The organism is Stenotrophomonas sp. PA-6-5C (assembly GCF_021605635.1).
GTDB lineage: Bacteria > Pseudomonadota > Gammaproteobacteria > Xanthomonadales > Xanthomonadaceae > Stenotrophomonas > Stenotrophomonas lactitubi.
This window is the reverse complement of record NZ_WKEE01000002.1, coordinates 148109-171688: the sequence shown is the minus strand read 5'-3', so window position 1 is coordinate 171688 and position 23580 is coordinate 148109. Positions and strand designations below refer to the sequence as shown.

The following is a 23580-nucleotide window of genomic DNA, read 5'->3' as shown; positions in this document are numbered from 1 at the left end:
TTCCATGACGGACCAGCCCGACCCCCGCCCTGCCCCCGGCACCGCCATCGGACCGCCGGCGCGCGTGCGCGCGGTTGTCGACGACGGGCGCGGCGACCGGGTGGTGCTGCAGGGTGGGAACAGCGTGGCATTGCAGCAGCTGTTCGCCGGAGCCGATGCACCCGAGCCGCTGCTGGCCGCCTTCGCCAATGGCATGGCCACCCTGCCCGGCGAGCTGGGCGACATGGGCGATCGCCTGCAGTCGGCGCAGGCCAGTGCCGATTGGCCGCGCTATGGCCGGGCGATGCGGCAGCTGATCGACAAGTACATCCGCACCATCGACCAGCATTCGCCCGATGGCCAGCCCGACAGCCTGCGCCTGTCCGAACAGCTGCGGTTGCTGCTGGGCGGCGCGGTGGTGGCGCTGCTGCAGCACGATCCTGATCTGCGCGAGCAGGCGCAGGCGTTGGCCGTACGCCTGCGCCAATGGCAACCGGGCGCGGCACTGGAGCCGATCGAACAAGGTGCGCGCGAGTTGGGTCACCAGATCGGCGTGCGCGCCGAGAGCTGGCAGGAACAGCAGGCACTGCTGCTGGAGTTGTTCGCACTGCTGCTGGAGAACGTCAGCGAGCTGCTGGATGACCGCAGTTGGCTGCAGGGCCAGATCGCAGCCGTGCGCCAGTTGCTGGCCGGGCCGCTGGAGGCCGAGTCGGTCGAGCGCACCCGCGCCGAGCTGCGCGAAGTGATCTACAAGCAGGGCCTGCTGCGGCAGGGAATCGACGATTCGAAAGCGGCCATGCGTAGCTTGATGGGCGAGTTCATCGAGCGCATGGACGGCATGGCTGCCAGTACCGGTGAATACCACGACCGCATCGGCAGCTACGCGTTGCAGTTGCGCGAGGCGCGCAGCATCGCCGACCTCAACCACCTGCTGCAGGAAGTGATGCAGGACACAGGCAAAGTGCAGCAGCAGGCGGCGCAGGCACGTGATCACCTGGCCAGCGCACGGCAGGAGGTGGAACGCGCCGAACAGCGCATCAACCAGCTGGAACAGGATCTGCGCGCGGCCGGCGATCTGGCTCGCATCGATCCGCTGACCCAGGCCCTGAACCGGCGTGGTCTGGATGAACTGCTGCAACGCGAACTGGCCCGCGCCGCACGCAACAACTCGCCGTTGGGGCTGGCGGTGATCGATCTGGATGATTTCCACCAGACCAACGACGAACACGGCCACGCCGGCGGCGACGCGCTGCTGCAGCACCTGGTGTCGGTGTGCCGCCTGCTGCTGCGTGCTACCGATGGCATCGCCCGGCTGGGCGGCGACGAGTTCGTGCTGGTCCTTCCCGAAACCCCCGGCGCGGACAGCATGGCCACGGTGCAGCGCTTGCAGCGTTCACTGGCGCATCGCGTGCTGACCGTGCAGGACCGGCGGGTACCGGTGCATTTCAGTGCCGGGCTTTCGCAATGGCAGCCGGGCGACGACGCGGATTCGATGCTGCGACGCGCCGATGACGCCCTGTATGTGGCCAAGCGCGAAGGCAAGAACCGGGTGCACGCGGGATAGTTCCCCGGCACACAGGAAACCGCTTGGTAGGTGCCAACCTTGGTTGGCGCGCGCAGCAAACAAGCCGCCGACCAGGGTCGGCCCCTACCGGGCAAGGCACCGGAAACCGCTTGGTAGGTGCCAACCTTGGTTGGCACGCGCAGCAAACAAACCGCCGACCAAGGTCGGCCTCTACCGGGAAAGACGTCGGAAACCGCTCGGGTAGGTGCCAACCTTGGTTGGCACGCAGCAAACAACCCGCCGACCAAGGTCGGCCCCTACCGGGCAAGGCACCGGAAACCGCTTGGTAGGTGCCAACCTTGGTTGGCACGCGCGGCAAACAACCCGCCGACCAAGGTCGGCCTCTCCCGGGCTGGGCATCGGAAACCGCTTGGTAGGTGCCAACCTTGGTTGGCACGCGCGGCGATCAAACCGCCGACCAGGGGCGGCCTCTACCGGGCAAGGTGCCGGAAACCGCTTGGTAGGTGCCAACCTTGGTTGGCACGCGCAGCAAACAAACCGCCGACCAAGGTCGGCCCCTACCGGACAAGGCGCCGGAAACCTCTTGGTAGGTGCCAACCTTGGTTGGCACGCGCAGCAAACAAACCGCCGACCAAGGTCGGCCTCTACCGGGAAAGACGTCGGAAACCGCTCGGGTAGGTGCCAACCTTGGTTGGCACGCGCGGCAAACAAGCCGCCGACCAGGGTCGGCCCCTACCGGGCAAGGGGCTCGCGCTACTTTCCGCGCAGCTTCTGCACGCCGGTCACCACCGCCAGCACGATCGCACCGGCAATGATGCCGACCACCATGTTGCCCAGCGCGTTGACCAGCCAGCCCCACTGGCCTTCACCGCCCAGCGCCTGCACCGCGTGGTGCAGCGCCGGCACGTTGTGCACCAGGATGCCGCCGCCGACCAGGAACATCGCCGCGGTTCCGGCCACCGACAGGAACTTCATCAGCCAAGGCGCCGACACCAGCAGGCCGCGGCCGACTGCCGCCAGCGCCGCGCCCTTGCGCGACAGGTACAGGCCCAGGTCATCAAGCTTGACGATGCCGGCGACCAGCCCATAGACGAACACGGTCATCGCCAGCGCGATCACCACCAGGGTGCTGACCTGGTTGATGAACGACGCCGTGGCGACCACACCCAGCGACAGCACGATGATTTCGGCCGAGAGGATGAAGTCGGTGCGGATCGCGCCCTTCACCTTGTCCTTCTCCCACGCGACCATGTCCACCTGCGCGTCGGCCAGCGCCTTGCGCCGCTCGGCCTGGTGCTCGGCGTCCTCGTCGGCTGAATGCAGGAAACGGTGCGCCAGCTTCTCCACGCCCTCGAAGCACAGGAAGGCACCGCCGATCATCATCAGCGGCACGATCAGCGGCACGTTCCAGCCGCGGCTGTGCAGCCAGGCTTCCAGCGCGCTGATCGCCAGCGCCGCCGGCACCAGGATCACCTTGTTCACCAGCGAACCCTTGGCCACCGCCCACACCACCGGCAGTTCGCGGTTGGCGTTGACGCCGGTCACCTGCTGCGCGTTCAGCGCCAGGTCGTCGCCCAGCACGCCGGCGGTCTTCTTGGCGGCGACCTTGGTCAGCACCGAGACGTCGTCGAGCAGGGAGGCGATATCGTCGAGCAGGGCAAACAGGCTGGCACCGGCCATGGGGAATCCAGTAAAGGGAATGAGCGGATTCTGACCGATCCTGCGCCGCCTGCGGTAGCGGGTTCACCGCGCGCCTACCGCGGCGCAGGGACACTGGCAGCGTATTCCGATCCCGCCGGGCATGGCCCGGCGCTACCCGGCCGCCAGATCACGGCCGCCGGGGCGTCGCTTTCGAGGAGTTCTGTTTGAGCAAGCCGCCCACCGCCGCAGGCAATCCCCCGCTCATTCGTGGCATGAACCGGCGCAGCCAGATCCTGCGCCTGTTGATGCGCTACCGCCATTCCGGCGTGTTCTCGGGCATGAATCTGGATGCTGCCGGCAGCCACACCGATGTGCCGCCCGACGGCAACCCCGAGCAGTTCGTCAGTGACCTGGAAGCGCTGGGGCCGACCTTCGTCAAGCTCGGGCAGATGCTGTCCACCCGCCCGGACATGGTGCCGGTGGAGTTCGCCACCGCGCTGGAGCGGATGCAGGAAAAGGTCGCCGAGATCCCCGTCGAACGCATCCACGCCATCGTCGAGCAGGAGCTGGGCGCGCCGGTGAACAAGCTGTTCGCCGCATTCGATCCGCAGCCGCTGGGCTGTGCGTCCATCGCCCAGGTGCATCGCGCGGTGCTGCATGACGGCCGCGAGGTGGCGGTGAAAGTGCAGAAGCCGGAAGTGGCCGCGCAGCTGCGTTCGGATCTGGAGGTGCTGCGCAGCTTCGCCCTGGCCGCCGACCACCTGACCCAGATCGGCCGCCGCGTGCGCCTGCGCGACTGGCTCAACGAGTTCTCCAAGACCCTGATGCAGGAGCTGGACTACCACGCCGAGGCCGAGAACCTGTCGCGCTTCGGTCGCCATCTGAAGCCGTTCCGGCGCCTGTGGATTCCGCAGCCGCTGTGGGATTACTGCAGTCATCGCGTGCTGACCATGGAACTGGCCAGCGGCGTACGCGTGGATGCCATTCCCGATGTGCGCCGTACCGAACAGGCGATGGACCCGCTGGCGGCGGCGCTGATCCGCGGCTATCTGGACCAGATCTTCGTGCACGGCGAGATCCATGCCGATCCGCACCCGGGCAATCTGCGGGTACTGCCCGATGGGCGCCTGGCGATCTTCGATCTGGGCATGGTCGCGCACATGCCGCCGCGGCTGCGCGAGCGACTGCTGAAGATCCTGTTCGCCGCCGTCGATGGCCGCGGCGAGGAAGTGGCCGATGACCTGATCAGCATCAGCACCCGGCTGGAGGCGTTCGACGAGGAGCGTTACCTGCGCGAGACCGGCCAGCTGATCGCACGCTACGCAGCCAGCGCGAATTTCTCCGAAGGGCGCGTGGTACTGGACATGGTGCGCATCGCCACTTCGTCCGGATTGCGTACGCCGCCGGAGCTGAGCCTGCTCGGCAAAGCACTGCTGAACCTTGAGACCGTATGCAGGCTGCTGGCGCCGGACCTGGATACGCGCCGCATCGTCGAGCGGCAACTGCAGCACGTGATGCGCGCGCGCCTGAAGAAATCCCTGTCGGCCGCCAACCTGGCCAGCGAAGCGATGGAGGTGCAGCAATTGTTGCGCGACGGGCCGCGCAAGCTGTCGGACATCATGGCGCTGCTGGCCGAGAACCGCCTGCAGATGAAGGTGACCGGGCTTGAAGAATCGCGGCTGATGGAAAACCTGCAGAAGATCGCCAACCGCGTGGCGGCCGGCATCATCAGCGCGGCGTTGATCATGGCCGCGGCGATGATGATGAAGATCGACACGGGCTGGCATGTGTTCGGCTATCCCGCCATCGCACTGGTGCTGTTGTTGATCGGCGTGGTGCTTGGGCTGGGCATCGTGACCAGCGCCTTGTTGTTCGATCGGCGTGCGCGTTCGCGCGAAGAACGCGGGCACCGGTAGTGGTGATGCGTGGTTGTATCCACGTGTCGCGCGGATCTACGCAAACAGCGTATTCATGCGGTTTTTAATGCAATCTAGCGTGAGTTTTCACGCTCGACTTACGTTAGCGGCGTGATATCGCGCGCACGATTTCAACAAACATTTCAGTCAGGTTCGTGCATGCACTATCGGGTCATCGGCCTGTCATGCAGATGTGCTTGCAGCAGCGCCGGTCGGATGGACACGCGTCGGTACGACGTCCATCGCCACCCCGTCACTGCCGAAGCTGCCTATGCTCTGGATTCTGCTGCTGTCGCTGTTGCTGCTGTCCTGGTTGTTCCTCGCGTCCGCAAAGTGGGTGTGGTGGAAAGCCGGCTTGTTCTCGCTGTTGCTGCTGGCGCTCAGTGCCTGGTGGCTGATCGACAAGCTGTCCGGTGACGGACTCAACGCCGCTACCCTGTATCACCTGGGTGCGGACATGGAGGGCGCCGGTGTCGCCGACTTCAAGGGCTATATCGCCGGCTTCATCGTGCTGGCTGCCGTTTCGCTGCTGCCGCTGTTCGCTACGCGGGTGAAGCGTTGGCGCCGCCCCACGGCCGGTGGTGCGTGGTTTGCCGGTTTCGCCGCGCTGTGGGTGGCCACGATCATGATCAGCCCGCTGGCGCGCGATGGCCAACGCCTGTACCAGCAGCTGCGCCCGGTGGATTTCGCCCGTATCGCCCCCGAATACCAGGTGCCTACGCAGGCTCTGCAGCGCCCACGCAACATCGTCTGGATCTACGGCGAGAGCCTGGAGCGCACCTATCTGGATGAGGCCGTGTTTCCTGGCCTGATGCCCAATCTCAACCGTTTGGCGGCCAAGTCGCTGGATGTACGCGGGCTGGCCTCGGCCGAAGGCGGCGGCTGGACCATCGCCGGCTTGGTGTCGTCGATGTGCGGCGTGCCGCTGACCACCTCGCAGGGTGATGAGAACAGCATGGACCGCATGGGCAGCTTCCTGCCCAAGGCCGTGTGCCTGGGCGACTACCTGAAGCAGCAGGGCTACACCAACCATTACCTGGGCGGCGCCAACGGCCAGTTCGCCGGCAAGGGCCAGTTCCTGGCCAGCCATGGCTTCGACGAAGTACATGACCTGGCGTGGTTCAAGCAGCAGAAGAAGATCGGCCGCATCCACTACTCGGCATGGGGCGTGCATGACGACGTGCTGCTGGACACTGCCTACCAGCGCTTCGAGCAGCTGTCGCGGCAGGACGTACCGTTCATGCTGACCACGCTGACCATGGACACGCACCACCCGGCCGGGCATCTGCCGGTGGCCTGCAAAGGCACGCGTTACCAGAGCCAGCACGGCAACATCGGCATGCTCAATGCGCTGAAGTGCACCGACCGCCTGATCTCGCAGCTGGTCGAGCGTATCCAGGCCAGCCCGTATGGCAAGGACACGCTGATCGTGATCGCTTCAGATCACCTGGCCATGCCCAATGACCTCAGCCATATCCTGACCAGGCAGAAGCGCGAGAACCTGCTGCTGTTCCTCGGTGACGGCGTGGCCCCGCGCCAGCTGGCCGCCGAAGACGGCTCGACGCTGGATTCCGGTGCCACCCTGCTCAACCTGCTCGATCCGAACCTGCAGACGATGGGCTTTGGCCGTTCGCTGCTGGACGACAAGCGCGCGCCGAGTGCCAGCGCCGCCGCGCGCCGCGATGGCGGCCGCGACTATCCGCAGTACCTCGCCTTCGCACGCTCGCTGTGGCTGGGTGAACCGACCCGGCAGCTGAAGATCGACGGCGATGACCAGGTCGTGGTCGGCCTGCAGCACGTGCAGCCTCCGGTGCTGCTGGAGTACGACAAGGACTGGGACCTGAAATCGGTGTACCTGGAAAACACCTCGCGCCAGTTCGACGACGCCGACCCGGACAACACACTCGCCTACGTCGATCGCTGCACCGCGTTCGAGGATGGCTCGGCCGACGGCGACTGGTGCGCGCTGCTGGTGAACCGCGACAACGGCATCAAGCTGTACCGCGATGGCCAGCTGCGCAACGGCATCGACGTGGATGCACCTCTGGATGCGTTCCAGGGCCCCCGCCCCAGCGTGCGCCAGGCACACATGATCACCCAGAAGGGCCGCCGCACCCGCGCGGGCCAGTACATGCTGCAGCTGGTGGCGAGTACGCGCCCGGATCGCGGTTTCTGGATCGAAGCGGTGTCCTCGCAGCGCAAGGTGGTGCTGGCCCAGCAGTGGGTGCAGCCCGATGCCGACGGCAAGATCAACGTGTCGTTCGGTCTTGACCACGAAGTGGACGATCTGGAAATCCGCGCGTGGTTGAACCACGCCGAGAAACTGGCAGTGGATACGTTCGCACTGGTGCCCTCGCGCGGGCGACCGCGGGGATAAAGGGGTTTCGGCAGGGCTGCGCCCTGCACCTGCCGAAGCCGAAGCAACGGCAACAGCCGAAGCAAAAGCGGGTTTCCTGTGGGATGGCGGGGTGGGTCCGGTTGCGGGGGACGCCGTGAATCCGTCCATGGAGGCTTGGCCGCGGCATCCATGCCGCGGACACCCCCGCAACCGGACCCACCCCGCCTTCGACAGATTTCCGCGATCTGTCGGAATGTCATGGCCTGCTTCTGGTGGGCGTCGACCTTGGTCGACACGTAGATCCACGCCATGCGTGGATGCTTTTTGATCAATTGTCGACATATTCGATTTCGATGGAGATTCATCCACGCATGGCGTGGATCTACCAGACATCGGGAAACTGTCGAAGGTGGGGCGGTGTCGGATTGCGGGGTGTCAGCCGCATGGGCCCGAGGCATGCCTCGGGCGGGTTGGGCAGGATGCCCAACCCCGGTCTTGCCGTGTGCGCAGGACAGCGCACACGAGCAAGCGGCTGCCAAGCCTACAAGGACGTACTTGCGGCGTCCCCGCAATCCGACACCGCCCCGCCACCCCACGGAATACCCGCGTTTGCTGTTGCTTCGGCTGTTGCCGTTGCTTCGGCTTCGGTAGGTGCAGGGCGCAGCCCTGCCGACCCACCCTCCTACTGCGGCGGGTCGCGGGTGATGTGGATGTCCGTCGGCGTGGACAACGGGATGTTCCGCTCGGCCAGGATCTGCAGCAGGCTGAAATACAGATCGCTGCGCGTGCCGTACACCTGTCGCGGGCTGGCCACGTAGGCGAAGCTGTTGATGGTGATCTGGCCGCCGGCGATGCTGTCGATGTAGACCGACGGCGCCGGCTGCTGCAGTACCGTGTTGTGGGCACCGTAGGCATCCAGCAGCGCCTGTCGCAGGCTCGCAACGTCGGTGCTGGCCGGCACCGCGAACTGGATCTGGATGCGGCCCTGGTTGTTGCCCATCGTCATGTTGCGGATGGTCTTGGTGATCAGTTCCGAATTGGGCACGATCAAGGTGGACTTGTCGCTCACCTGGATCTCGGTCGAACGCACGTTGATGCGCTTGATATCACCTTCCTGGTCACCCAGCTTCACCCAGTCACCGATCTTCACCGGCCGCTCGGTCAGCAGGATCAGGCCGGAGACGAAGTTCTGGATGATCGCCTGCAGGCCGAAGCCGATACCCACCGACAGCGCACTGACCAGCAGCGCCAGGTTCTTCAGGTTCAGGCCCATCGCGGTCAGCGCCCACAGGCCCACCAGGATGATGCCGACGTAGCCGGCGATGGTGCTGATCGAATTCCGTGCACCCAGGTCGAGTTCGGTCTTGGGCAGGTAGGTATCGGTCAACCAGCGCTGCAGCAGCTGGGTCAAGCCCATGCCCACCAGCAGCACCAGCACGCCGGTGACGATGCGGCCCGGCTGCAGCGTCAGGTCCTTGTTGATCTCGATGCCATTGGCCAGCGAGGCAATGCGTTCAACGATCGTGCCGATGTTGCCGAACGGTGCGGCCAGCGCCAGCAGGGCGATCAACACCACCAGCGTGCGCAGCATCGCCGACAGCAGCACGCCCGCCTGTTCCAGCTTCGACACGCTCAGTCCGGTGCTGAGCAGGATGGTCTGGCCAACCTTGCTGTCGGCGTTGAGCAGCCAGGTGGAGAAATCGTCGACGAACTTGAACAGCAGGGTTGCCGCCAGCACCACGATGCTGCCGCCGATCAGCTGCTGGTTCACGAACTTGGCGAAGTTCACATAGCCCATCAAGGTGGCGATGATCGCGGCGACCACGGCGATGTTGCCCGCCACGCGGGCCAGCACCAGCCAGCTGCTGCGTCGTACCGGCAGCTGTGCGCCAAGACCGTCGGCCTGTGCTTCCAGCTTCGCTTCGGCCTCGGCGGTCTGCCGCCGATGCAGGCGCGCCAGGGTCACCAGCATGGCCATGATCAGGCCCAGGTAGGTCAGTGCGATCACGCCGTCCAGCGCCACCGTGGTGACATCGCTGGTGCGGGTAGCTTGGTCGACAGCCAACAGCACCGTGCTCAGCCAGGCCAGTGCCGCCGCACCCCAGGCGTATTTGCGCAGCTTCAGCGCGGCGGTGTCATCCAGATTCAACAGCCGCCAAGATGGGCGCTGGGGCACCAACATGCAGGCACTGAGCGCGGCGATGAAGGCCGCGCGGAAAGTGGCGGTCTCCAACCCCTCGGCCACCACCTGCAGGCGCGGTGCGATCGCATCGATCGCATCCAGTGCCGCCATCAGCACCACCACGGCATAGCCGGGCAACAGCGTACCGACCAGCAGCAGCCACATGGCGAGCCCCGAGCGGCGCAGTCGGCCGTCAGGCGCACGTTCGGATGCGGCAAACCGCCGTCCCAGCGCGCGCAGCCACAGCCGCAGCGGGAACATCATCACCAGTGCGGCCACCACGCCCAGCAGCAGGGTGCCCCAACCGTGGGTACGGATGCCGGCGACCAGCGCGTCCCGGCCCATCTGCGCCAGCGGTGCGACACGTGCGATATCGATCGGCAAGCGCTCGGCCACCTTGGTCCACAGCGCAGGAGACAGCGGCGAGGCGACCTTCTGCCCCAGTTCCTCGGTGCGCTGCGCGTTGCGCTGCTTGTCGATGTCCTCGCTCAGCTGCTGCGCACGCACGGCGCTGGATTTAGCCTGGGCAATCGATGCCACCAGGGCATCGCGCTGGCGGGTCAGCGTGCGCCGCTGCGCGGCCAGCTCCGGCGGTTCAGTGGTGTCCTTGGGCGCATCGCCCAGCTGCGTCAGCTGCTCGATGAGCTGGTCCAGCTGCGGCTGCAGGGTCTTTTCCAGCGCCTCGGCATCGCGCTTGGCCTGTGATGCATTTTCCGAAAGCGTGCCCAGCGTTTCGGTGGCCTCGGCGTCAACGCGCTTGCGTGCAACATCCTTCAGCGTGCTGTCGATCTGCGCCAGCTGCTGCTTCGGTGTGGGGTCGTCATCCTGGGCCAGTGCCGGCACAGCCAGCAGCAACGTGCAGCACAACAGCAGGCCCAACCAGGGGCCACGCACCAGGATCGTTCGGAAGAAGGAAGACAAGCCAGCCACACCGGTTCACGCGGACCACCGCGCCTGCGCGCGACTATACGGCAGGTGCTGTAAACGGCGGATGCGCAGGCGCTGGCGGCTGGCGGCGGCTCAGTACTTCAGCCGCAGCTCTTCCACCTGCGACTGCTGCAGCGCGTACCACTCCTGGAATTCTCCCTCGGTGATCTCATCCGGCGCGTACACCGCGATCGGGTGCCAGGCATGGTCGGTCGGCAACGGCTGGCGCGGCCCAGCGCGCAGGCTGTAGGCCACGCCTTCGTAGTCCACCAGATCGTCGACCTGCGGCCACTGCTCGCGGGCGAACTGGGTTTCACTCTTCAACAGGATCACCTGGTACATCGGCACCTCCACTGCGGTTGGATCGGAAAAACGCGGCGCTGGGCGGAAGCATACCGCTGCACCGATGACGGCACGCGCTCCGCCGAGGCGACGGAACGTTCTGGACATGGCCCTCGCCCCGGCTTCACCCGCCCGTGGCAGTGTCCTCGTCATCGTGGAGGTCCTCTCCTGCCACGCCTGACAATGACCGACCTGCCGCCCCTGAAGACCGTCGCCGACCTCAAGCTGCCCCGCTACCTGGGCACCTGGTACGAGATCGCCCGCCTGCCGATGCGCCATGAGCCGGAGGGCTGCACCGACGTGTCAGCCCATTACCAGCTGCTTGACAACGGCAACGTGGGTGTCACCAACCGCTGCCGCATGGACGGCGAGGTCGAAGAAGCCACCGGCGAGGCCTGCGCCATCGACAACGACAGCGCGCGGCTGGAAGTCAGCTTCCTGCCCAAGGGCCTGCGCTGGCTGCCCTTCGCCAAGGGTGACTACTGGGTGATGCAGGTGGCGCCGGACTACAGCGTTGCCCTGGTCGGCAGCCCCGATCGCAAGTACCTGTGGCTGCTGGCGCGTGAGCCCCGGCTGGATGCCACCGTGCAGGAACATTATCTGGCAGCCGCACGCCTGCAGGGCTTCGATCTGTCCGAACTGATCCAGACCCCGCATACCGGCCACCCCACTGCCTGAGCACCAACGCGCATGGACCTGAAGAGTGGCTACCCGTGGTGGGCGGTGCGCAATGGCCTGATCCAGACCTTTCCGCCGCTGGAACAGGATCTGCACTGCGATGTGCTGGTGGTCGGTGGCGGCATCACCGGCGCGCTGATCGCCGATGAGCTGTCGGCCCATGGGCACGACGTTGCAGTGATCGAGCAGCGCGACATCGGCTGGGGCAGCACCGCAGCCAGTACCGCGTTGCTGCAGTACGAGATCGACACCCATCTGCTGGAGCTGGCCTCGCAGTATGGCGAAGACGCTGCGGCGCTGGCCTACCAGGCATGCGCGGATGCGATCCCGGCCCTGCGCCAGGTGGCACGCGGCCTGAAGGAGGTGGATTTCAAGCAGATGGACAGCCTGTACCTGGCCAGTCGCCGCCGTGACGTACCGCGGCTGATGGCCGAAGGCGAGGCGCGCCGTGGCATCGGCCTGGATGCGCGCTGGCTGGACCGGGAGGCGCTGCAGGAACGTTTCAGCGTCGATGCCGGCGGCGCGCTGCTGACCCGCCAGGCCGCGCGCGTGGATCCGTACCGTCTGGCCTATGGCCTGCTCGAGCGTGTGCGTCGGCGCGGCGGCGTGGTCCACGACCGCACCGTGTTGCATGCCCTCACCCCCAGCACGCGCGGCGTGACTGCGCGCACCGAATCCGGCATGCAGATCCGCGCCCGCCACGTGGTGCTGGCGATGGGCTATGCCAACCAGCAATGGCTGGACCCGCGGGTAGCCCGCAACCGCAGCAGCTACGCCTTCATCACCGACCCGATCAACGCCGACGAACTGGGCTGGCTGCAGCGCACGATGGTCTGGGAGAGCGCGCGTCCCTACCTGTACCTGCGCGCCACCGGCGACCGCCGGTTGCTGGTGGGCGGGCTGGACGATGCCATCGATATTCCCGCCCGCCGCGATGGCCGGGTGGAAAGCAAGGCCCGCAAACTGATGAAGCAGCTGCTGCAGTGGTTCCCGCACCTGCAGCCAACCCCGGCGTTCTCGTGGGCGGGCACCTTTGCCGAGACCGCCGACGGTCTGCCGTTCTTCGGGCCGCATGCGCAGTGGGGCCAGCGGGTGCAGTTCGCCATGGCCTACGGCGGCAACGGCATCACCTATTCAATGATCGGCGCCGGGCTGCTGCGGGCCGGGATCGAGCGGCGCCGACACCCGCTGCAGGAGCTGTTTGGATTCGGGCGGTTGTAGCGTGCAGCCAGGCATGGCCTGGCTCTACCGCAAGCGGGCGCCGACAGGCATCATTCAAGCAACGCCTGCTAGCGTCGGCCTGTACCGCCGCGTGCTGCGCGGCCCCTCTCCGTTGGAGCGCCGTCATGATCCGCCCCCTGACCCTGCTGCTGTGCCTGGCCGCCCTGCCCGGGACCGCGTTGGCGCAGTCCGCTGCTGGCGCCACCGCGCCGCAGGCCTCCGGCCTGGACCTGTCCGTGCCGCAGACGCCGATCCGCTATCTCAACGATCCGGCGCTGCAACAGGATCCGCCGGGCACGTTCTACGGCGACAAGACCGGCCCGCGCGTGAATGGCGACGGCAGGATCGCCGACGTGACGGATGACAAGGTCAAGGTGTCCGGCAGTTTCACCACCGGCATCGGCTACGCCAAGAATTACGGCAACACCCACTACAACGCCGCCACGCTCAACCTCAGCAAGAACTACACCAACGATGAAGGCAAGACCCGCGGGGTCAACGTCAACATCCACGTGAGCGAAGGCAAGGGCCCGGGCTTCTTCGGGCCGTATGGCGGTGGCGGCTACTACGGTGGTGGCCCGGGCTATTGGGACTACCCGCCGCCTTACGGCTGGTAAGGGCCCGCTCCATCGTTCGGGACACCCCACGCTTGGTAGGTGTCGACCTTGGTCGACACGCTTTTCCGGCCCTGTGCCGACCAAGGTCGGCATCTACCGAAGCGCAGCTCAATCCAGCCAGCGGCCGGCCCTACCCGGTAGGTGTCGACCTTGGTCGACACACCCACCCCAGCAGGCATCAATCCAGCCAGCCATCACGCTCGCTGTGCAGAATGCGGCCATCATAACCACTCAGGCGCACATCAACACGCTGGTTGCGGGCATTGCGGGCTTCCAGCGACCACGTCGCACCATCGCGTTCCAGCGAATGGATCTCACGCAGTCCCTGCGACTGCGCCTTGGCCAGCACCTGTTCGGTACTCAGCAATGCGCGGCTGTCATGCTCGTCGAAGATCTCGCCGGTCTTCGGGTCCACATACACCTCGCTGAAGCGGCCGTCGGCACGGCTGACATCGGCTTCCCACAGGCCGTCATCGCGCTCGATCTCATGGATCTGGGTGTAGCCGGCCTTGCGCAGGGTCTGTTCGACCTGGGCCATGCCCAGCGGTGCGGCCTGGGCAGCGGGAGCGACGGCGAACGCAACGACAGTGGCGAGGGTGAGCGACTTCAACATGGGGGTTCTCCTGTTCGGTGCCGGACCATCCCGGCAACGCCACGATGCGCCGCGTGGTTAACAGCCACTTAGCCGGCGCTGTTAGCCAATGGTTAGTCAGCGGCGGCACACTCGCGCCTGTTCCCCATTCCCCATCCTCCACGTGCCGATCCTGCCTTCCCTGTCCTTGCTGCTGGCCCTGGCCAGCGCCCCGACCGCCACCGGCCCTGCCCAGGACCCGGCGCAGCAGGTCGCGCGCCGCGCCGTGCAACAGGGCCGCTACGTGCCGCTGGAAAGCGTGGTGCGCGATGCACTCAAACGCCACCCCGGCCAGCTGCTGGAAGTGGAGCTGGACGATGGCGTGTACGAAGTGGAGATCCTGCGCGCCGACGGCGTGGTGGTGGAGCTGGACTATGATGCGCGCAACGGCAGGCTGCTGAAGACGGAGCTGGACGACTGATGCGCATCCTGTTGGCCGAAGACGATGCTGCATTGGCCGAGCGCCTGCAGCCGCTGCTGGAGCAGGCCGGTTACGTGGTCGACGTGGTTGCCGATGGTCGCCAGGCCGAGGAGATCGGCCAGGTGGAAGACCTGCAGGCCGCCATTGTCGATCTGGGCCTGCCCGGGCTGGATGGCCTGAGCGTGATCGAGCGCTGGCGCGGCAATGGCCGCGACTTCCCGGTGCTGGTGCTGACCGCACGCGGACGCTGGCACGACAAGCTGGCCGGCTTCGATGCCGGCGCCGACGACTACCTGACCAAACCCTTTCAGGCCGACGAACTGGTGCTGCGCCTGCGCGCTTTGATCCGTCGCAGCCGCGGCCACGCCAGCCCGCGCCTGCAGTGCGGCCCGCTGCAGCTGGACGTCAATGCCGGGCGCTTCGACCTGGATGGCCAGGCACTGGCACTGAGTCCACAGGAATTCCGCCTGCTCAGCTACTTCATCCACCACAGCGGCCAGGTGATCGGCCGCGACCGTCTGGGCGAACATGTGTTCGATGGCGGCCACGATCCTGATTCGAATGCACTGGACGTGCTGCTGGGACGCGTGCGCCGCAAGCTCGGCACCGACCTGATCCAGACCGTACGCGGCCAGGGCTGGCGGTTGGCCGCGCCGTGAGCCGGCAACCGTCACTGCGACGCCGGCTGCTGCTGGCCGGTGGCATCGGCCTGCTGCTGGTCTCGGCACTGGCCAGTGCGCTGCTGGGCGAACTGTTCAAGCGCAGCGCGCGCGACCGCCTGGACAACGAACTGCAGCAGGACATGCTGACCCTGCTGGCGCAGGCCGAGATCGATGCCGACGGCCAGCTGCAGCTGCGCCAGGAACCCAACGACGCGCGCTTCCAGCGTGTGTTCTCCGGCGCCTACTGGCAGATCGCCGATGGCAGCGGCAAGGTGTTGCTGCAGTCGCGTTCGCTGTGGGATGAAACACTGGCCGCGTCGGCTGCGGGCCCGACCGCACGCAATCTTCCCGGCCCGCTGCAGCAGTCGCTGCGCGCGCGCGTGCAGCAGGTGCGCCTGCCCCGCGCGAACGAACCCTATGTTGCCGTGGTCGCCACCGACCGCAGCGCACTGGACGCGGACGTCGCCGCGTTCCGCCAACGCAGCGCGATGGCGCTGGCGGTACTGGTTGCCGCGTGGCTGGCGGTACTGGCCAGCCAGGTGCATTTCGGCCTGCGCCCGCTGCAACGTCTCGGTACGCAGTTGGAACGTGTGCGCCGCGGTGATGCACAGCGCATCGATACGGCGGGACTGGGCGCTGAAATCGCGCCGTTGGGTGAGGAACTCAATGCGCTGCTGGACCACCAGCAACGGATGGTCGCGCGCGCACGTACCAGCGCACAGGACTTGGCGCATGCGCTGAAAACACCGCTGAGCGTGCTTGCCGCCGAAGCCGATGGCGAAGGCCGCGAGTGGCGCGCGACGCTGCGCGAGCAGGGCGCGCGCATGCAGGCCAGCGTCGATCGCTATCTCGCCGCCGGACTGACCGCCGATCATCGCGAGCGCACGCCGGTGGCAGCGGTGGCACAGGCGATGTGCAGGTTGATGGCACGGGTGCATGGCGACCGTGCGCTGCAGTTCCAGGTCGGGGGCATTGCCAGCGATCTGCAGTTCGCCGGCGCCAGTGCCGATCTGGAAGAGATGCTCGGCAACCTGCTCGACAACGCCGGCAAGTGGGCACAGCGGGAGGTGACAGTGACGGCGCGTGCGGACGAAGGGCAGTTGCGCATCGATGTGCGCGATGACGGTCCAGGTCTGGCAGTCGAGGCGCTGGCGCAGGTCACCCAGCGCGGCGTGCGGCTGGATGAGCGCGAAAGCAGCAGCGGCCTGGGGTTGGCGATCGTCGGTGATATCGCCGCCAGTTATGGCGGGCGTTTGGCGTTGGAGAATGCGCAGCCAGGGTTGCGCGCGACGTTGTGGTTGCCGGTGGGGTGACCTGCCGCTGCGCTCGCCGGGCATGGCCCGGCGCTACCGGATCACGCGCCACCCGGTAGGTGTCGACCTTGGTCGACACGCATAAAGAGCGCCGACCAAGGTCGGCATCTACCAAAGCAGTGCGTCAGTTCCGTGGGTTATCGTGCGCCCCGGTAGGTGTCGACCTTGGTCGACACGCATCAAGCATCAGCGGTGATGCATCCACCAGCAATCGATGGCGTCCAGCACGATGTGGATCATCAGGCCAATCCCCACCAGCCGCGTCTTCTTCGGCACGCACAGGCCCGCATACACGGCAATCGCCGGCGCGGTATGCAGCGGGTGGAAGCCGATGCTGCAACGGTTCGGGGCGTAGATCGGGTCGGCCAGCAGATGGTCCAGGTCGATGATCCAGCCCAGCAGCAGCAACAGCCACGCCGAGGCGAAGCGCTTGCGCCAGAACAGCCATGCCAGCAACGCTGGCACGGCGGCATGCAGGAACAGATGGAAGATCGCGCGCGCGCTCATCAGACGGGACTCATCACCGCCGGTAGCGCCGGGCCATGCCCGGCGTTCCCGTCCCCCTTAGACCAGTGGCTCGTCAGACAGGTAGGTGTAACCGGTCAGGCCCGCTTCCAGCGCTTCGGACAGCTCCTGCGCGCGCTCCGGCGACAGGTCCGCCGATGCCACGCGGTCGGCGTAGGCCGCACGCAGGTCATCGAGCTTGTAGCCCACGTAATCCAGCATCACATCGGTGGTGTCGCCGCGACGCTGCTGGGTAATGGCGTAGCCATCGGCATCGGCCAGCACTTCCACCGCGTCGGTATCACCGAACAGGTTGTGGATGTCGCCGAGGATTTCCTGGTAGGCACCGACCATGAAGAAACCGATGCGGTAGCTCTCGCCGTGCTTGATCGCGTGCAGCGGCAGCGAGCTGTCCAGGCTTTCGTTCTCGACATAGGTCTTGACCATGCCATCGGAATCGCAGGTCATGTCGGCGATGATGCCGCGGCGATCCGGCGTCTCGTTCAGGCGTTCGATCGGCACGATCGGGAACACCTGGTCGATCGCCCACGCATCGGGAATCGACTCGAACACGCTGAAGTTGACGAAGTACTTGTCGACCAGGCGCTCGTTCAGTTCATCCAGTGCCGGGCGATGGCTCTTCTCGTCGTAGCTCAGGCGCGCACGCACGCCGTGGGCGATGGCATAGAACAGATCGTCGATGCGCGCACGCTGCGGCAGGTCGATCTGGCCCAGCGCATAACTGGACAGGCCTTCGGCGTGGAAGTGCTGTGCTTCCTGGAACAGTTCCACCGCCGGACGCACGTCCAGCTCTTCGTGGATCTCGCGCAGGTGGCGGATCGAGGCCGGCTCGTCGTCGTGCTGATCCGGCACGCGGCCTTCCTGCGCCTGTTCCACTTCGGACACGTTGGCGATCAGCACCGCGTGGTGCGCGGTCATCGCGCGGCCGCACTCGGTGACGATGCGCGGCGGGGTCAGGCCGTGTTCTTCGCAGGCATTGGCCAGCGGCTGCACGATGTTGCTGGCGTACGAATTCAGGCCGTAGTTGATCGAGCAGAAGCTGCGCGAACGGGTGCCTTCATAATCCACGCCCAGGCCGCCGCCCACGTCGACGTGGGTGATCTTCGCACCCAGCTGTGACAGCTCGACGAAGTAGCGGGTGGCTTCGCGCATGCCGTTGGCGATGTCGCGCACGTTGGAGATCTGCGAGCCCATGTGGAAATGCAGCAGGCTCAGGCAGTCGGCATATTCGGTATCGCGCAGCGACTTCCACAGGTCCAGCAGCTGGCGCGGGGACAGGCCGAACTTGGCCTTGTCGCCACCGCTGTTCTGCCACTTGCCGGCGCCCAGCGAGGCCAGGCGCATGCGCACGCCCAGGCCCGGCTTCACGTCCAGCGCCTTGGACTCTTCCAGCACCAGCTTCAGCTCGGACGGCTTCTCGATGACGATGAAGGTCTGCAGGCCCAGCTTGCGGCCGATCAGGGCCAGGCGGATGTACTCGCGGTCCTTGTAGCCGTTGCAGACGATCAGGCCACCCGGGCGCGACAGCGCCAGCACGGCCATCAGTTCCGGCTTGCTGCCCGCTTCCAGGCCGAAGCCTTCACCGTGGTGGCTGGCCAGGGTGCCGGCCACTCCGCGGTGCTGGTTCACCTTGATCGGGTACACGGCGGTGTAGCCGCCCGGATAGTCCCAATCCTGCTGGGCCTGGGCGAACGCCGCCTGCAGCTTGCCCAGGCGCTGGCCGAGGATGTCCGGGAAGCGCACCAGCAGCGGCAGCTTGGCGCCGGCCGCGCGCGCGGCATCCACCACCTTGGGCAGCGACACCACCGGGCCATCCGCCCCGGTCGGTCTCACCACCATGTGCCCGGCCTGATCCACGTCGAAATAGCCATCCGCCCAGTGCGGGATCGAGTAGGTCTTGCGGGCTTGGTCGAGGGACCAATCGGTCATTGCAGTCGGCCTTGTGGCAAATAAAAGGGGGGGCATGATAACGCCTATATGCCCACAGGTTCGTTATCATGCGCGCCCGCGCCCGCGGCAGGTTCCAACCTGAACGGGCCGATCCGTCCGGATGCGTGGCACCCCGCCTTCAGCCCGGCTCCATCCCTTCCGAACAGGAATGCTTTCCCATGACTGACAACAGCAACTGGTACATCGAACACTTCGAGCGCACCGGCTCGGCCATCGGCTACCGCATCACCGGCAAGCTGGACGAAGTGCAGTCGCCGTTCCAGAAGATCGAGATCTTCCAGACCACCGACTGGGGCAACCTGATGACCATCGATGGGGCCATCATGCTGACCAGCAAGGACAACTTCTTCTACCACGAGATGATCAGCCACCCGGTGCTGTTCACCCACGCCGCGCCCAAGCGCGTGGTGATCATCGGCGGCGGCGACTGCGGCACCCTGCGCGAAGTGCTCAAGCACAAGGGCGTGGAGAGCGTGACCCAGTGCGACATCGACGAGCAGGTGACGGTGATGGCGCGCAAGCACTTCCCGGAACTGTGCGATTCCAACGACGACCCGCGCGCCGAGCTGATGTTCGATGACGGCGTGGCCTACATGGCCAACTGCCCGGCCGGCAGCGTGGACGTGGTGATCGTCGATTCGACCGACCCGGTCGGCCCGGGTGAAGGCCTGTTCAACAAGGCGTTCTACGAGAGCTGCTTCAAGGCCCTGAAGGACGACGGCATCCTGGTGCAGCAGTCGGAGTCGCCGCTGATGCAGCTGGAGCTGATCAACGAAATGCGCACCGAGATGGGCAAGGCTGGCTTCGGCTCGTTCAAGACCCTGCCGTTCCCGCAGCCGTGCTATCCCACCGGCTGGTGGAGCGTGACCCTGGCGCGCAAGGGCGACAGCAGCTTCGACTTCCGCCAGGCCGATTCGGCCGCCAAGACCTTCGACACCCTGTACTACACCGCCGCGCTGCACACCGGCGTGCTGGTGACCCCGCCGTTCGTGAAGGCGGCGCTGAAGGGCTGATCGAAACGCGTGCCAACCAAGGTTGGCACCTACCAAAACAAAAACCCGCGCTGGCGACAGCGCGGGTTCTTGCCTTCTGTAGAGCCGAGCCGTGCTCGGCTGCTCTTCGGACAGGTTGCGGTAGACCAAGCCGAGCATAGGCTCGGCTCTACAACATGCCCCGCGGAATCCGGTAGCGCCGGGCCATGCCCGGCGGCCGTCCGCTTACAGCGCCCAGATACCGGCGATCACCGCCACCACCAAACCCCACTTGATCACCTGGTAGGCCACCACGCTGCGCTCGCGCAGGGCCTTGGCCTTCAACCGCACCTTGTACACGCTGCCGAAGGCCTTGTTGACGCCGCCGGTCGGGTCACCCGGCAGGTTCGGCGATGCACCACCGGCCAGCAGCGTGGACGCCACCAAGCGGTTGAACAGGCCGGGCAGGCCGAAGCGCAGCGGGCGGGCGATATCGCAGAACAGGATCACCCGGTCATCGGGCGTCTCGTTGTGCGCGTGGTGGATATAGGTCTCGTCGAACATCATCCACTCGCCGTCGCGCCAGCTCTTCTTGATGCCGTCCACTTCGATGTAGCAGGCATCGTTGTTGGGCGTGGCCAGGCCCAGGTGCAGGCGCAGCGAACCGGCGAACGGATCGCGATGCGGGCGCAGCTCGCTGCCCGACGGCAGCTGCGCGAACATCGCCGCACGCACGTCCGGCAGCGATTCCAGCAGCGCCGTGGTCTTCGGGCACATCGCCTTGGCCGACGGGTGCGAGGGGCCGTACCACTTCAGGTAGAAGCGCTTCCAGCCGCGGCGGAAGAACGAATTGAAGCCCGCATCGTTGAACGTACTGGACGCAGCGATCGCCTGCGCATCGCGCAGCGCCAGCGCCTCGTCGCGGATCATCTGCCAGTTCTGCCGCAGCGGCTCCAGCTGCGGGAATTCCTTGCCCGGGTCCAGGAACGGCGTGGTCGGCACCTTCGAGAACATGTACATGACCACGTTGATCGGGGCCATGAAGCTGGAGTGGTCCAGCAGCTGGCGCGACCAGCGCGCACGGACCTTGCCACGGAAGTGGATGTACAGCACGCAGGACACGAACAGCGCCGCAAGTACGATTTTGATGATCAAAGCACTTTCCTCCAGCACGCGCCGGACAGTGAAACAGGGCGATGCGGCCGCAGGGCCGGCATCAGTGGGGGAACGCGGCAGGAGACGGGGACGTGCCGGGTGGGTGCGGCCGTCGATGTCGCGTGTAACAGCTTATGGTCGGCAGGCCGTGCGCCGGGGTCAAGCCGGGCGTGCGTGGCGCGCAGCGCGGCCGTGTGTGCGGCAACGCCATATCTCACAAGTTATTGAAATTTAATGCCTTTTAAAAAAGTGAGACAGAATTGTCCGAATGTATGTGACGAACTGTTCCAGCCACGACGCCGACATTTCTCCGACAAATCGTGGAATAGCGAACTCGCCGGTACTAAAATTGACTTAACGAAAGTTTAGCCAGTTCCCCAAGTCGTACCGGTTCGCTTGACGCTTCAGCGCCGCCCACCGGGTCGCCCGAGACCCCACATGATCCCTTCCATCACTCCCTCCCCGTCCTGCGGCGATGACGCCGTGGCGCCGCTGCTGCTCAAGCGCGGTGAGCGCTTCCTCGCCCCCGATGTCTACCGCACCTGCCTGGACGGCCGTCCGGCGGTGGTGAAGGACTACTCCCGCTACCGTGGCACCCCGGTGTCGCCGATCGCCCGGCTGATGGTGCGCCGCGAAGCGCGCATGCTGGAGCGCTTGGGCGGCTGGAAGCACGCCCCGGCCCTGCTCGGCACCCTCGGTGGCCTGGCACTGGGCATGGAATTCATCCCCGGCCAGACGCTCAGCACCGCGCAGGCCGTGGGCAATGAAGTGTTCGAGCAGCTGCAGCACGCGATCACCCGCCTGCATGCCGCCGGCATCACCCACAACGACCTGCATGGCACCAACGTGGTGGTCAGCGCCGGCGTGCCGGTGCTGCTGGACTTCACCTCGGCCTGGCGCGTACCGCGCTGGCTGCGCCGCAACCCGCTGAGCCGGCAGCTGAGCCGCAGCGACATGAAGAACCTGCTGAAGATGCGCCAGCGCGTGACCGGCCAGGCGCCGAGTGCTGCGCAGGCGGCCATGGTGGCCGACCCGGGCTGGGTGGCGGCTGTGCGGCAGGGCTGGAAGCGGTTCTACAAGTGGGCCAAGCGGCGGTAAGCGCTCCGCTCTGGTAGAGGTCGAGCTTGCTCGACCGCTTCACCCGCTTTACCGGTTTACCTGTAGAGGTCGAGCTTGCTCGACCGCTTTTCTGTAGAGCCGAGCCCACGCTCGGCTGCTCTTTGCACCAGCCGAGCGTGGGCTCGGCTCTACAAAAACGGCTTACAGCGCGTCCGCGTCCAGCTCACCGGTACGAATACGCACCACGCTGCCCAGGTCGTACACGAACACTTTGCCATCGCCGATCTTGCCGGTGCCCGCCGCCTTCACGATGGCTTCCACCACCACTTCCACCTGATCGTCGGTCACCGCCACTTCCAGCTTCACCTTCGGCAGGAAGTCGACCACGTACTCGGCGCCTCGGTACAGCTCGGTATGGCCCTTCTGGCGACCGAAGCCCTTCACTTCCGTCACCGTGATCCCGGTGACCCCGCGCTCGGCCAGCGCTTCGCGCACGTCGTCGAGCTTGAACGGCTTGATCACCGCCATGACCATCTTCATCGTCTATCTCCTGTATTCCGGCGTGGAGGATAGCGCCTGAACGCGGCCGGTGCGAAACCCGCAGCGCCTGTCCGGCAGACCGGGGCCAGCAGTATCCTTACTGCCGAACAGCCGTGGCCGCGCCGGATGCGCAGGCCCACCACCCCACGGAGCACCCCATGATCGACCTGAACCAAATCGATGACCTGGCCCGTCGCCTCAGCGACCTGGTGCCCCCGGGCCTGCGCGAATCGCGCGAGGAACTGCAGGCCACCTTCAAGAGCGCGCTGCAGGCGGGGCTGGCCAAGCTGGACCTGGTGACCCGCGAAGAGTTTGAAGTGCAGCGTGCGGTGTTGTTGAAGACCCGCGAGAAGCTGGATGCGCTGGAAACGGCGGTGCGCGAACTTGAAGGCCGCAGCAAGGCAGAATGAAAAAAGGAGGCGCACCGCGCCTCCCACTTACAGAGTATTTCCCTGATGGGGCCTTGCCGCAAGGCCCGCCCGGCGCCCTAGACTCGCCGGCCTGTCGATCCGGCAGGACAGGTAGGGGCAGTGCCGATGGCGCAGGACACCGAATGGACACCCGTTTCGCATGACACCTGCGACCAGGTTGCCGGGCCGTTCTATCACGGCAGCCGCGCTGACCTCGCGGTGGGCGAGCTACTGAGCGCAGGCTTCCGCTCCAACTATCGCGACAGCGTGGTGATGAACCACATCTACTTCACAACGATTGCCAAGGGCGCGGGGCTGGCTGCGGAGATGGCCCGGGGTGAAGGGCGGCCTCGTGTGTATGTTGTGGAGCCAACCGGGCCGTTTGAGGACGATCCGAATGTGACCAACAAGAAGTTTGCGGGGAATCCGACGCGGTCGTATCGGAGTGCGGAGCCGTTGCGGGTTGTTGGTGAGATTGCGGAGTGGGAAGCCTACGATGCAGACTTCATCAGGCAGATGAGGGAGTTTGTCGCCTCCGGCAGCGGCAAGATCATCAACTGATGGAGGGGAAGGCTCC

The 23580-nt window shown here is 66.1% G+C and carries 21 protein-coding genes; 13 read left to right on the top strand and 8 right to left on the bottom strand.

Annotated elements, in window-relative coordinates:
- Nucleotides 1-4: 4 nt before the first annotated feature.
- Nucleotides 5-1543: a diguanylate cyclase gene (locus tag GIW57_RS01475; RefSeq protein WP_329605736.1), complete on the top strand. Its 1539-nt coding sequence runs from the start codon at nucleotides 5-7 to the stop codon at nucleotides 1541-1543.
- Between the two features lie 714 nt (nucleotides 1544-2257).
- On the opposite strand, the gene GIW57_RS01470 is transcribed toward GIW57_RS01475, so the two are convergent.
- Nucleotides 2258-3184 carry a DUF808 domain-containing protein gene (locus tag GIW57_RS01470; RefSeq protein WP_099819718.1) on the bottom strand — a complete coding sequence of 309 codons (927 nt, stop codon included), beginning with the start codon at nucleotides 3182-3184 and terminating at the stop codon, nucleotides 2258-2260.
- 185 nt (nucleotides 3185-3369) lie between these two features.
- Here GIW57_RS01470 and GIW57_RS01465 point away from each other — a divergent pair, with 185 nt between their 5' ends.
- Nucleotides 3370-5061: an AarF/UbiB family protein gene (locus tag GIW57_RS01465; protein ID WP_100462148.1), complete on the top strand. Its 1692-nt coding sequence runs from the start codon at nucleotides 3370-3372 to the stop codon at nucleotides 5059-5061.
- Nucleotides 5062-5332: 271 nt separating this feature from the next.
- Nucleotides 5333-7438, top strand: coding sequence for a phosphoglycerol transferase I (locus GIW57_RS01460; protein WP_100462147.1), 2106 nt, complete (start codon nucleotides 5333-5335; stop codon nucleotides 7436-7438).
- 643 nt (nucleotides 7439-8081) lie between these two features.
- On the opposite strand, the gene GIW57_RS01455 is transcribed toward GIW57_RS01460, so the two are convergent.
- Nucleotides 8082-10511 carry a DUF3772 domain-containing protein gene (locus GIW57_RS01455; protein ID WP_236508969.1) on the bottom strand — a complete coding sequence of 810 codons (2430 nt, stop codon included), beginning with the start codon at nucleotides 10509-10511 and terminating at the stop codon, nucleotides 8082-8084.
- Nucleotides 10512-10601: 90 nt separating this feature from the next.
- Nucleotides 10602-10850, bottom strand: a complete 249-nt coding sequence (locus tag GIW57_RS01450) for a hypothetical protein (protein ID WP_329605735.1) — start codon at nucleotides 10848-10850, stop codon at nucleotides 10602-10604.
- Nucleotides 10851-11033: 183 nt separating this feature from the next.
- Here GIW57_RS01450 and GIW57_RS01445 point away from each other — a divergent pair, with 183 nt between their 5' ends.
- From GIW57_RS01445 to GIW57_RS01435, 3 genes are all read left to right on the top strand, one after another.
- A complete protein-coding gene (locus GIW57_RS01445; protein ID WP_100462144.1) occupies nucleotides 11034-11528 on the top strand; it encodes a lipocalin family protein in 495 nt (164 codons plus the stop codon).
- A 12-nt stretch (nucleotides 11529-11540) separates the two neighbouring features.
- The gene (locus GIW57_RS01440) at nucleotides 11541-12749 is read left to right on the top strand and encodes an FAD-dependent oxidoreductase (protein ID WP_236508967.1); all 1209 of its coding nucleotides are present in this window, start codon (nucleotides 11541-11543) and stop codon (nucleotides 12747-12749) included.
- 125 nt (nucleotides 12750-12874) lie between these two features.
- Nucleotides 12875-13366, top strand: coding sequence for a hypothetical protein (locus GIW57_RS01435; RefSeq protein ID WP_100462142.1), 492 nt, complete (start codon nucleotides 12875-12877; stop codon nucleotides 13364-13366).
- A gap of 178 nt (nucleotides 13367-13544) precedes the next feature.
- Here GIW57_RS01435 and GIW57_RS01430 read toward each other — a convergent pair whose 3' ends face one another.
- Nucleotides 13545-13979 (bottom strand): PepSY domain-containing protein, encoded by a 435-nt coding sequence (locus GIW57_RS01430; RefSeq protein WP_236508966.1) that lies wholly within the window; start codon nucleotides 13977-13979, stop codon nucleotides 13545-13547.
- A 148-nt stretch (nucleotides 13980-14127) separates the two neighbouring features.
- Here GIW57_RS01430 and GIW57_RS01425 point away from each other — a divergent pair, with 148 nt between their 5' ends.
- From GIW57_RS01425 to GIW57_RS01415, 3 genes are read left to right on the top strand one after another with little or no spacing between them, the layout of a single operon-like run.
- Nucleotides 14128-14418 carry a PepSY domain-containing protein gene (locus GIW57_RS01425; protein ID WP_312704660.1) on the top strand — a complete coding sequence of 97 codons (291 nt, stop codon included), beginning with the start codon at nucleotides 14128-14130 and terminating at the stop codon, nucleotides 14416-14418.
- Nucleotides 14418-15077: a response regulator transcription factor gene (locus GIW57_RS01420; protein WP_100462140.1), complete on the top strand. Its 660-nt coding sequence runs from the start codon at nucleotides 14418-14420 to the stop codon at nucleotides 15075-15077. The genes GIW57_RS01425 and GIW57_RS01420 overlap by 1 nt, the downstream gene beginning before the upstream one ends.
- The gene (locus GIW57_RS01415) at nucleotides 15074-16393 is read left to right on the top strand and encodes a HAMP domain-containing sensor histidine kinase (protein WP_236508964.1); all 1320 of its coding nucleotides are present in this window, start codon (nucleotides 15074-15076) and stop codon (nucleotides 16391-16393) included. The genes GIW57_RS01420 and GIW57_RS01415 overlap by 4 nt, the downstream gene beginning before the upstream one ends.
- Before the next feature lie 186 nt (nucleotides 16394-16579).
- Here GIW57_RS01415 and GIW57_RS01410 read toward each other — a convergent pair whose 3' ends face one another.
- Nucleotides 16580-16900: a DUF6122 family protein gene (locus tag GIW57_RS01410; protein ID WP_033832425.1), complete on the bottom strand. Its 321-nt coding sequence runs from the start codon at nucleotides 16898-16900 to the stop codon at nucleotides 16580-16582.
- A 57-nt stretch (nucleotides 16901-16957) separates the two neighbouring features.
- Complete coding sequence (speA, locus tag GIW57_RS01405) at nucleotides 16958-18847, bottom strand: arginine decarboxylase (RefSeq protein WP_088101771.1); 1890 nt, start codon at nucleotides 18845-18847, stop codon at nucleotides 16958-16960.
- A gap of 179 nt (nucleotides 18848-19026) precedes the next feature.
- Between speA and speE the strand changes: the two genes are divergently transcribed.
- Nucleotides 19027-19881 (top strand): polyamine aminopropyltransferase, encoded by an 855-nt coding sequence (gene speE, locus GIW57_RS01400; protein ID WP_032977218.1) that lies wholly within the window; start codon nucleotides 19027-19029, stop codon nucleotides 19879-19881.
- Between the two features lie 204 nt (nucleotides 19882-20085).
- Here the strand turns inward: speE and GIW57_RS01395 are convergent, their stop codons facing one another.
- The gene (locus GIW57_RS01395) at nucleotides 20086-20991 is read right to left on the bottom strand and encodes an aspartyl/asparaginyl beta-hydroxylase domain-containing protein (RefSeq protein WP_049465655.1); all 906 of its coding nucleotides are present in this window, start codon (nucleotides 20989-20991) and stop codon (nucleotides 20086-20088) included.
- 441 nt (nucleotides 20992-21432) lie between these two features.
- Between GIW57_RS01395 and GIW57_RS01390 the strand changes: the two genes are divergently transcribed.
- Nucleotides 21433-22092, top strand: coding sequence for an RIO1 family regulatory kinase/ATPase (locus GIW57_RS01390; RefSeq protein ID WP_236508963.1), 660 nt, complete (start codon nucleotides 21433-21435; stop codon nucleotides 22090-22092).
- Between the two features lie 162 nt (nucleotides 22093-22254).
- Here GIW57_RS01390 and GIW57_RS01385 read toward each other — a convergent pair whose 3' ends face one another.
- Nucleotides 22255-22593, bottom strand: coding sequence for a P-II family nitrogen regulator (locus GIW57_RS01385; protein WP_032977217.1), 339 nt, complete (start codon nucleotides 22591-22593; stop codon nucleotides 22255-22257).
- A 158-nt stretch (nucleotides 22594-22751) separates the two neighbouring features.
- Here GIW57_RS01385 and GIW57_RS01380 point away from each other — a divergent pair, with 158 nt between their 5' ends.
- Both GIW57_RS01380 and arr read left to right on the top strand, forming a co-directional pair.
- On the top strand, nucleotides 22752-23003 hold the full coding sequence (locus GIW57_RS01380) for an accessory factor UbiK family protein (RefSeq protein WP_089237467.1): 252 nt from the start codon (nucleotides 22752-22754) through the stop codon (nucleotides 23001-23003).
- 126 nt (nucleotides 23004-23129) lie between these two features.
- Nucleotides 23130-23564, top strand: a complete 435-nt coding sequence (gene arr / locus GIW57_RS01375) for an NAD(+)--rifampin ADP-ribosyltransferase (RefSeq protein WP_236508962.1) — start codon at nucleotides 23130-23132, stop codon at nucleotides 23562-23564.
- Nucleotides 23565-23580 lie beyond the last annotated feature (16 nt).

What these genes read in the sequence shown, in the direction of transcription:
- GIW57_RS01435 (WP_100462142.1), top strand. Translation starts at nt 12,875, where the DNA reads ATGATCCGCCCCCTGACCCTGCTGCTGTGCCTGGCCGCCCTGCCCGGG.
- GIW57_RS01470 (WP_099819718.1), bottom strand. Translation starts at nt 3,184, where the DNA reads ATGGCCGGTGCCAGCCTGTTTGCCCTGCTCGACGATATCGCCTCCCTG.
- GIW57_RS01475 (WP_329605736.1), top strand. Translation starts at nt 5, where the DNA reads ATGACGGACCAGCCCGACCCCCGCCCTGCCCCCGGCACCGCCATCGGA.
- GIW57_RS01380 (WP_089237467.1), top strand. Translation starts at nt 22,752, where the DNA reads ATGATCGACCTGAACCAAATCGATGACCTGGCCCGTCGCCTCAGCGAC.
- GIW57_RS01390 (WP_236508963.1), top strand. Translation starts at nt 21,433, where the DNA reads ATGATCCCTTCCATCACTCCCTCCCCGTCCTGCGGCGATGACGCCGTG.
- GIW57_RS01430 (WP_236508966.1), bottom strand. Translation starts at nt 13,979, where the DNA reads ATGTTGAAGTCGCTCACCCTCGCCACTGTCGTTGCGTTCGCCGTCGCT.
- GIW57_RS01420 (WP_100462140.1), top strand. Translation starts at nt 14,418, where the DNA reads ATGCGCATCCTGTTGGCCGAAGACGATGCTGCATTGGCCGAGCGCCTG.
- arr (WP_236508962.1), top strand. Translation starts at nt 23,130, where the DNA reads ATGGCGCAGGACACCGAATGGACACCCGTTTCGCATGACACCTGCGAC.
- GIW57_RS01445 (WP_100462144.1), top strand. Translation starts at nt 11,034, where the DNA reads ATGACCGACCTGCCGCCCCTGAAGACCGTCGCCGACCTCAAGCTGCCC.
- speA (WP_088101771.1), bottom strand. Translation starts at nt 18,847, where the DNA reads ATGACCGATTGGTCCCTCGACCAAGCCCGCAAGACCTACTCGATCCCG.
- GIW57_RS01440 (WP_236508967.1), top strand. Translation starts at nt 11,541, where the DNA reads ATGGACCTGAAGAGTGGCTACCCGTGGTGGGCGGTGCGCAATGGCCTG.
- GIW57_RS01450 (WP_329605735.1), bottom strand. Translation starts at nt 10,850, where the DNA reads ATGTACCAGGTGATCCTGTTGAAGAGTGAAACCCAGTTCGCCCGCGAG.
- speE (WP_032977218.1), top strand. Translation starts at nt 19,027, where the DNA reads ATGACTGACAACAGCAACTGGTACATCGAACACTTCGAGCGCACCGGC.
- GIW57_RS01460 (WP_100462147.1), top strand. Translation starts at nt 5,333, where the DNA reads ATGCTCTGGATTCTGCTGCTGTCGCTGTTGCTGCTGTCCTGGTTGTTC.
- GIW57_RS01385 (WP_032977217.1), bottom strand. Translation starts at nt 22,593, where the DNA reads ATGAAGATGGTCATGGCGGTGATCAAGCCGTTCAAGCTCGACGACGTG.
- GIW57_RS01410 (WP_033832425.1), bottom strand. Translation starts at nt 16,900, where the DNA reads ATGAGCGCGCGCGCGATCTTCCATCTGTTCCTGCATGCCGCCGTGCCA.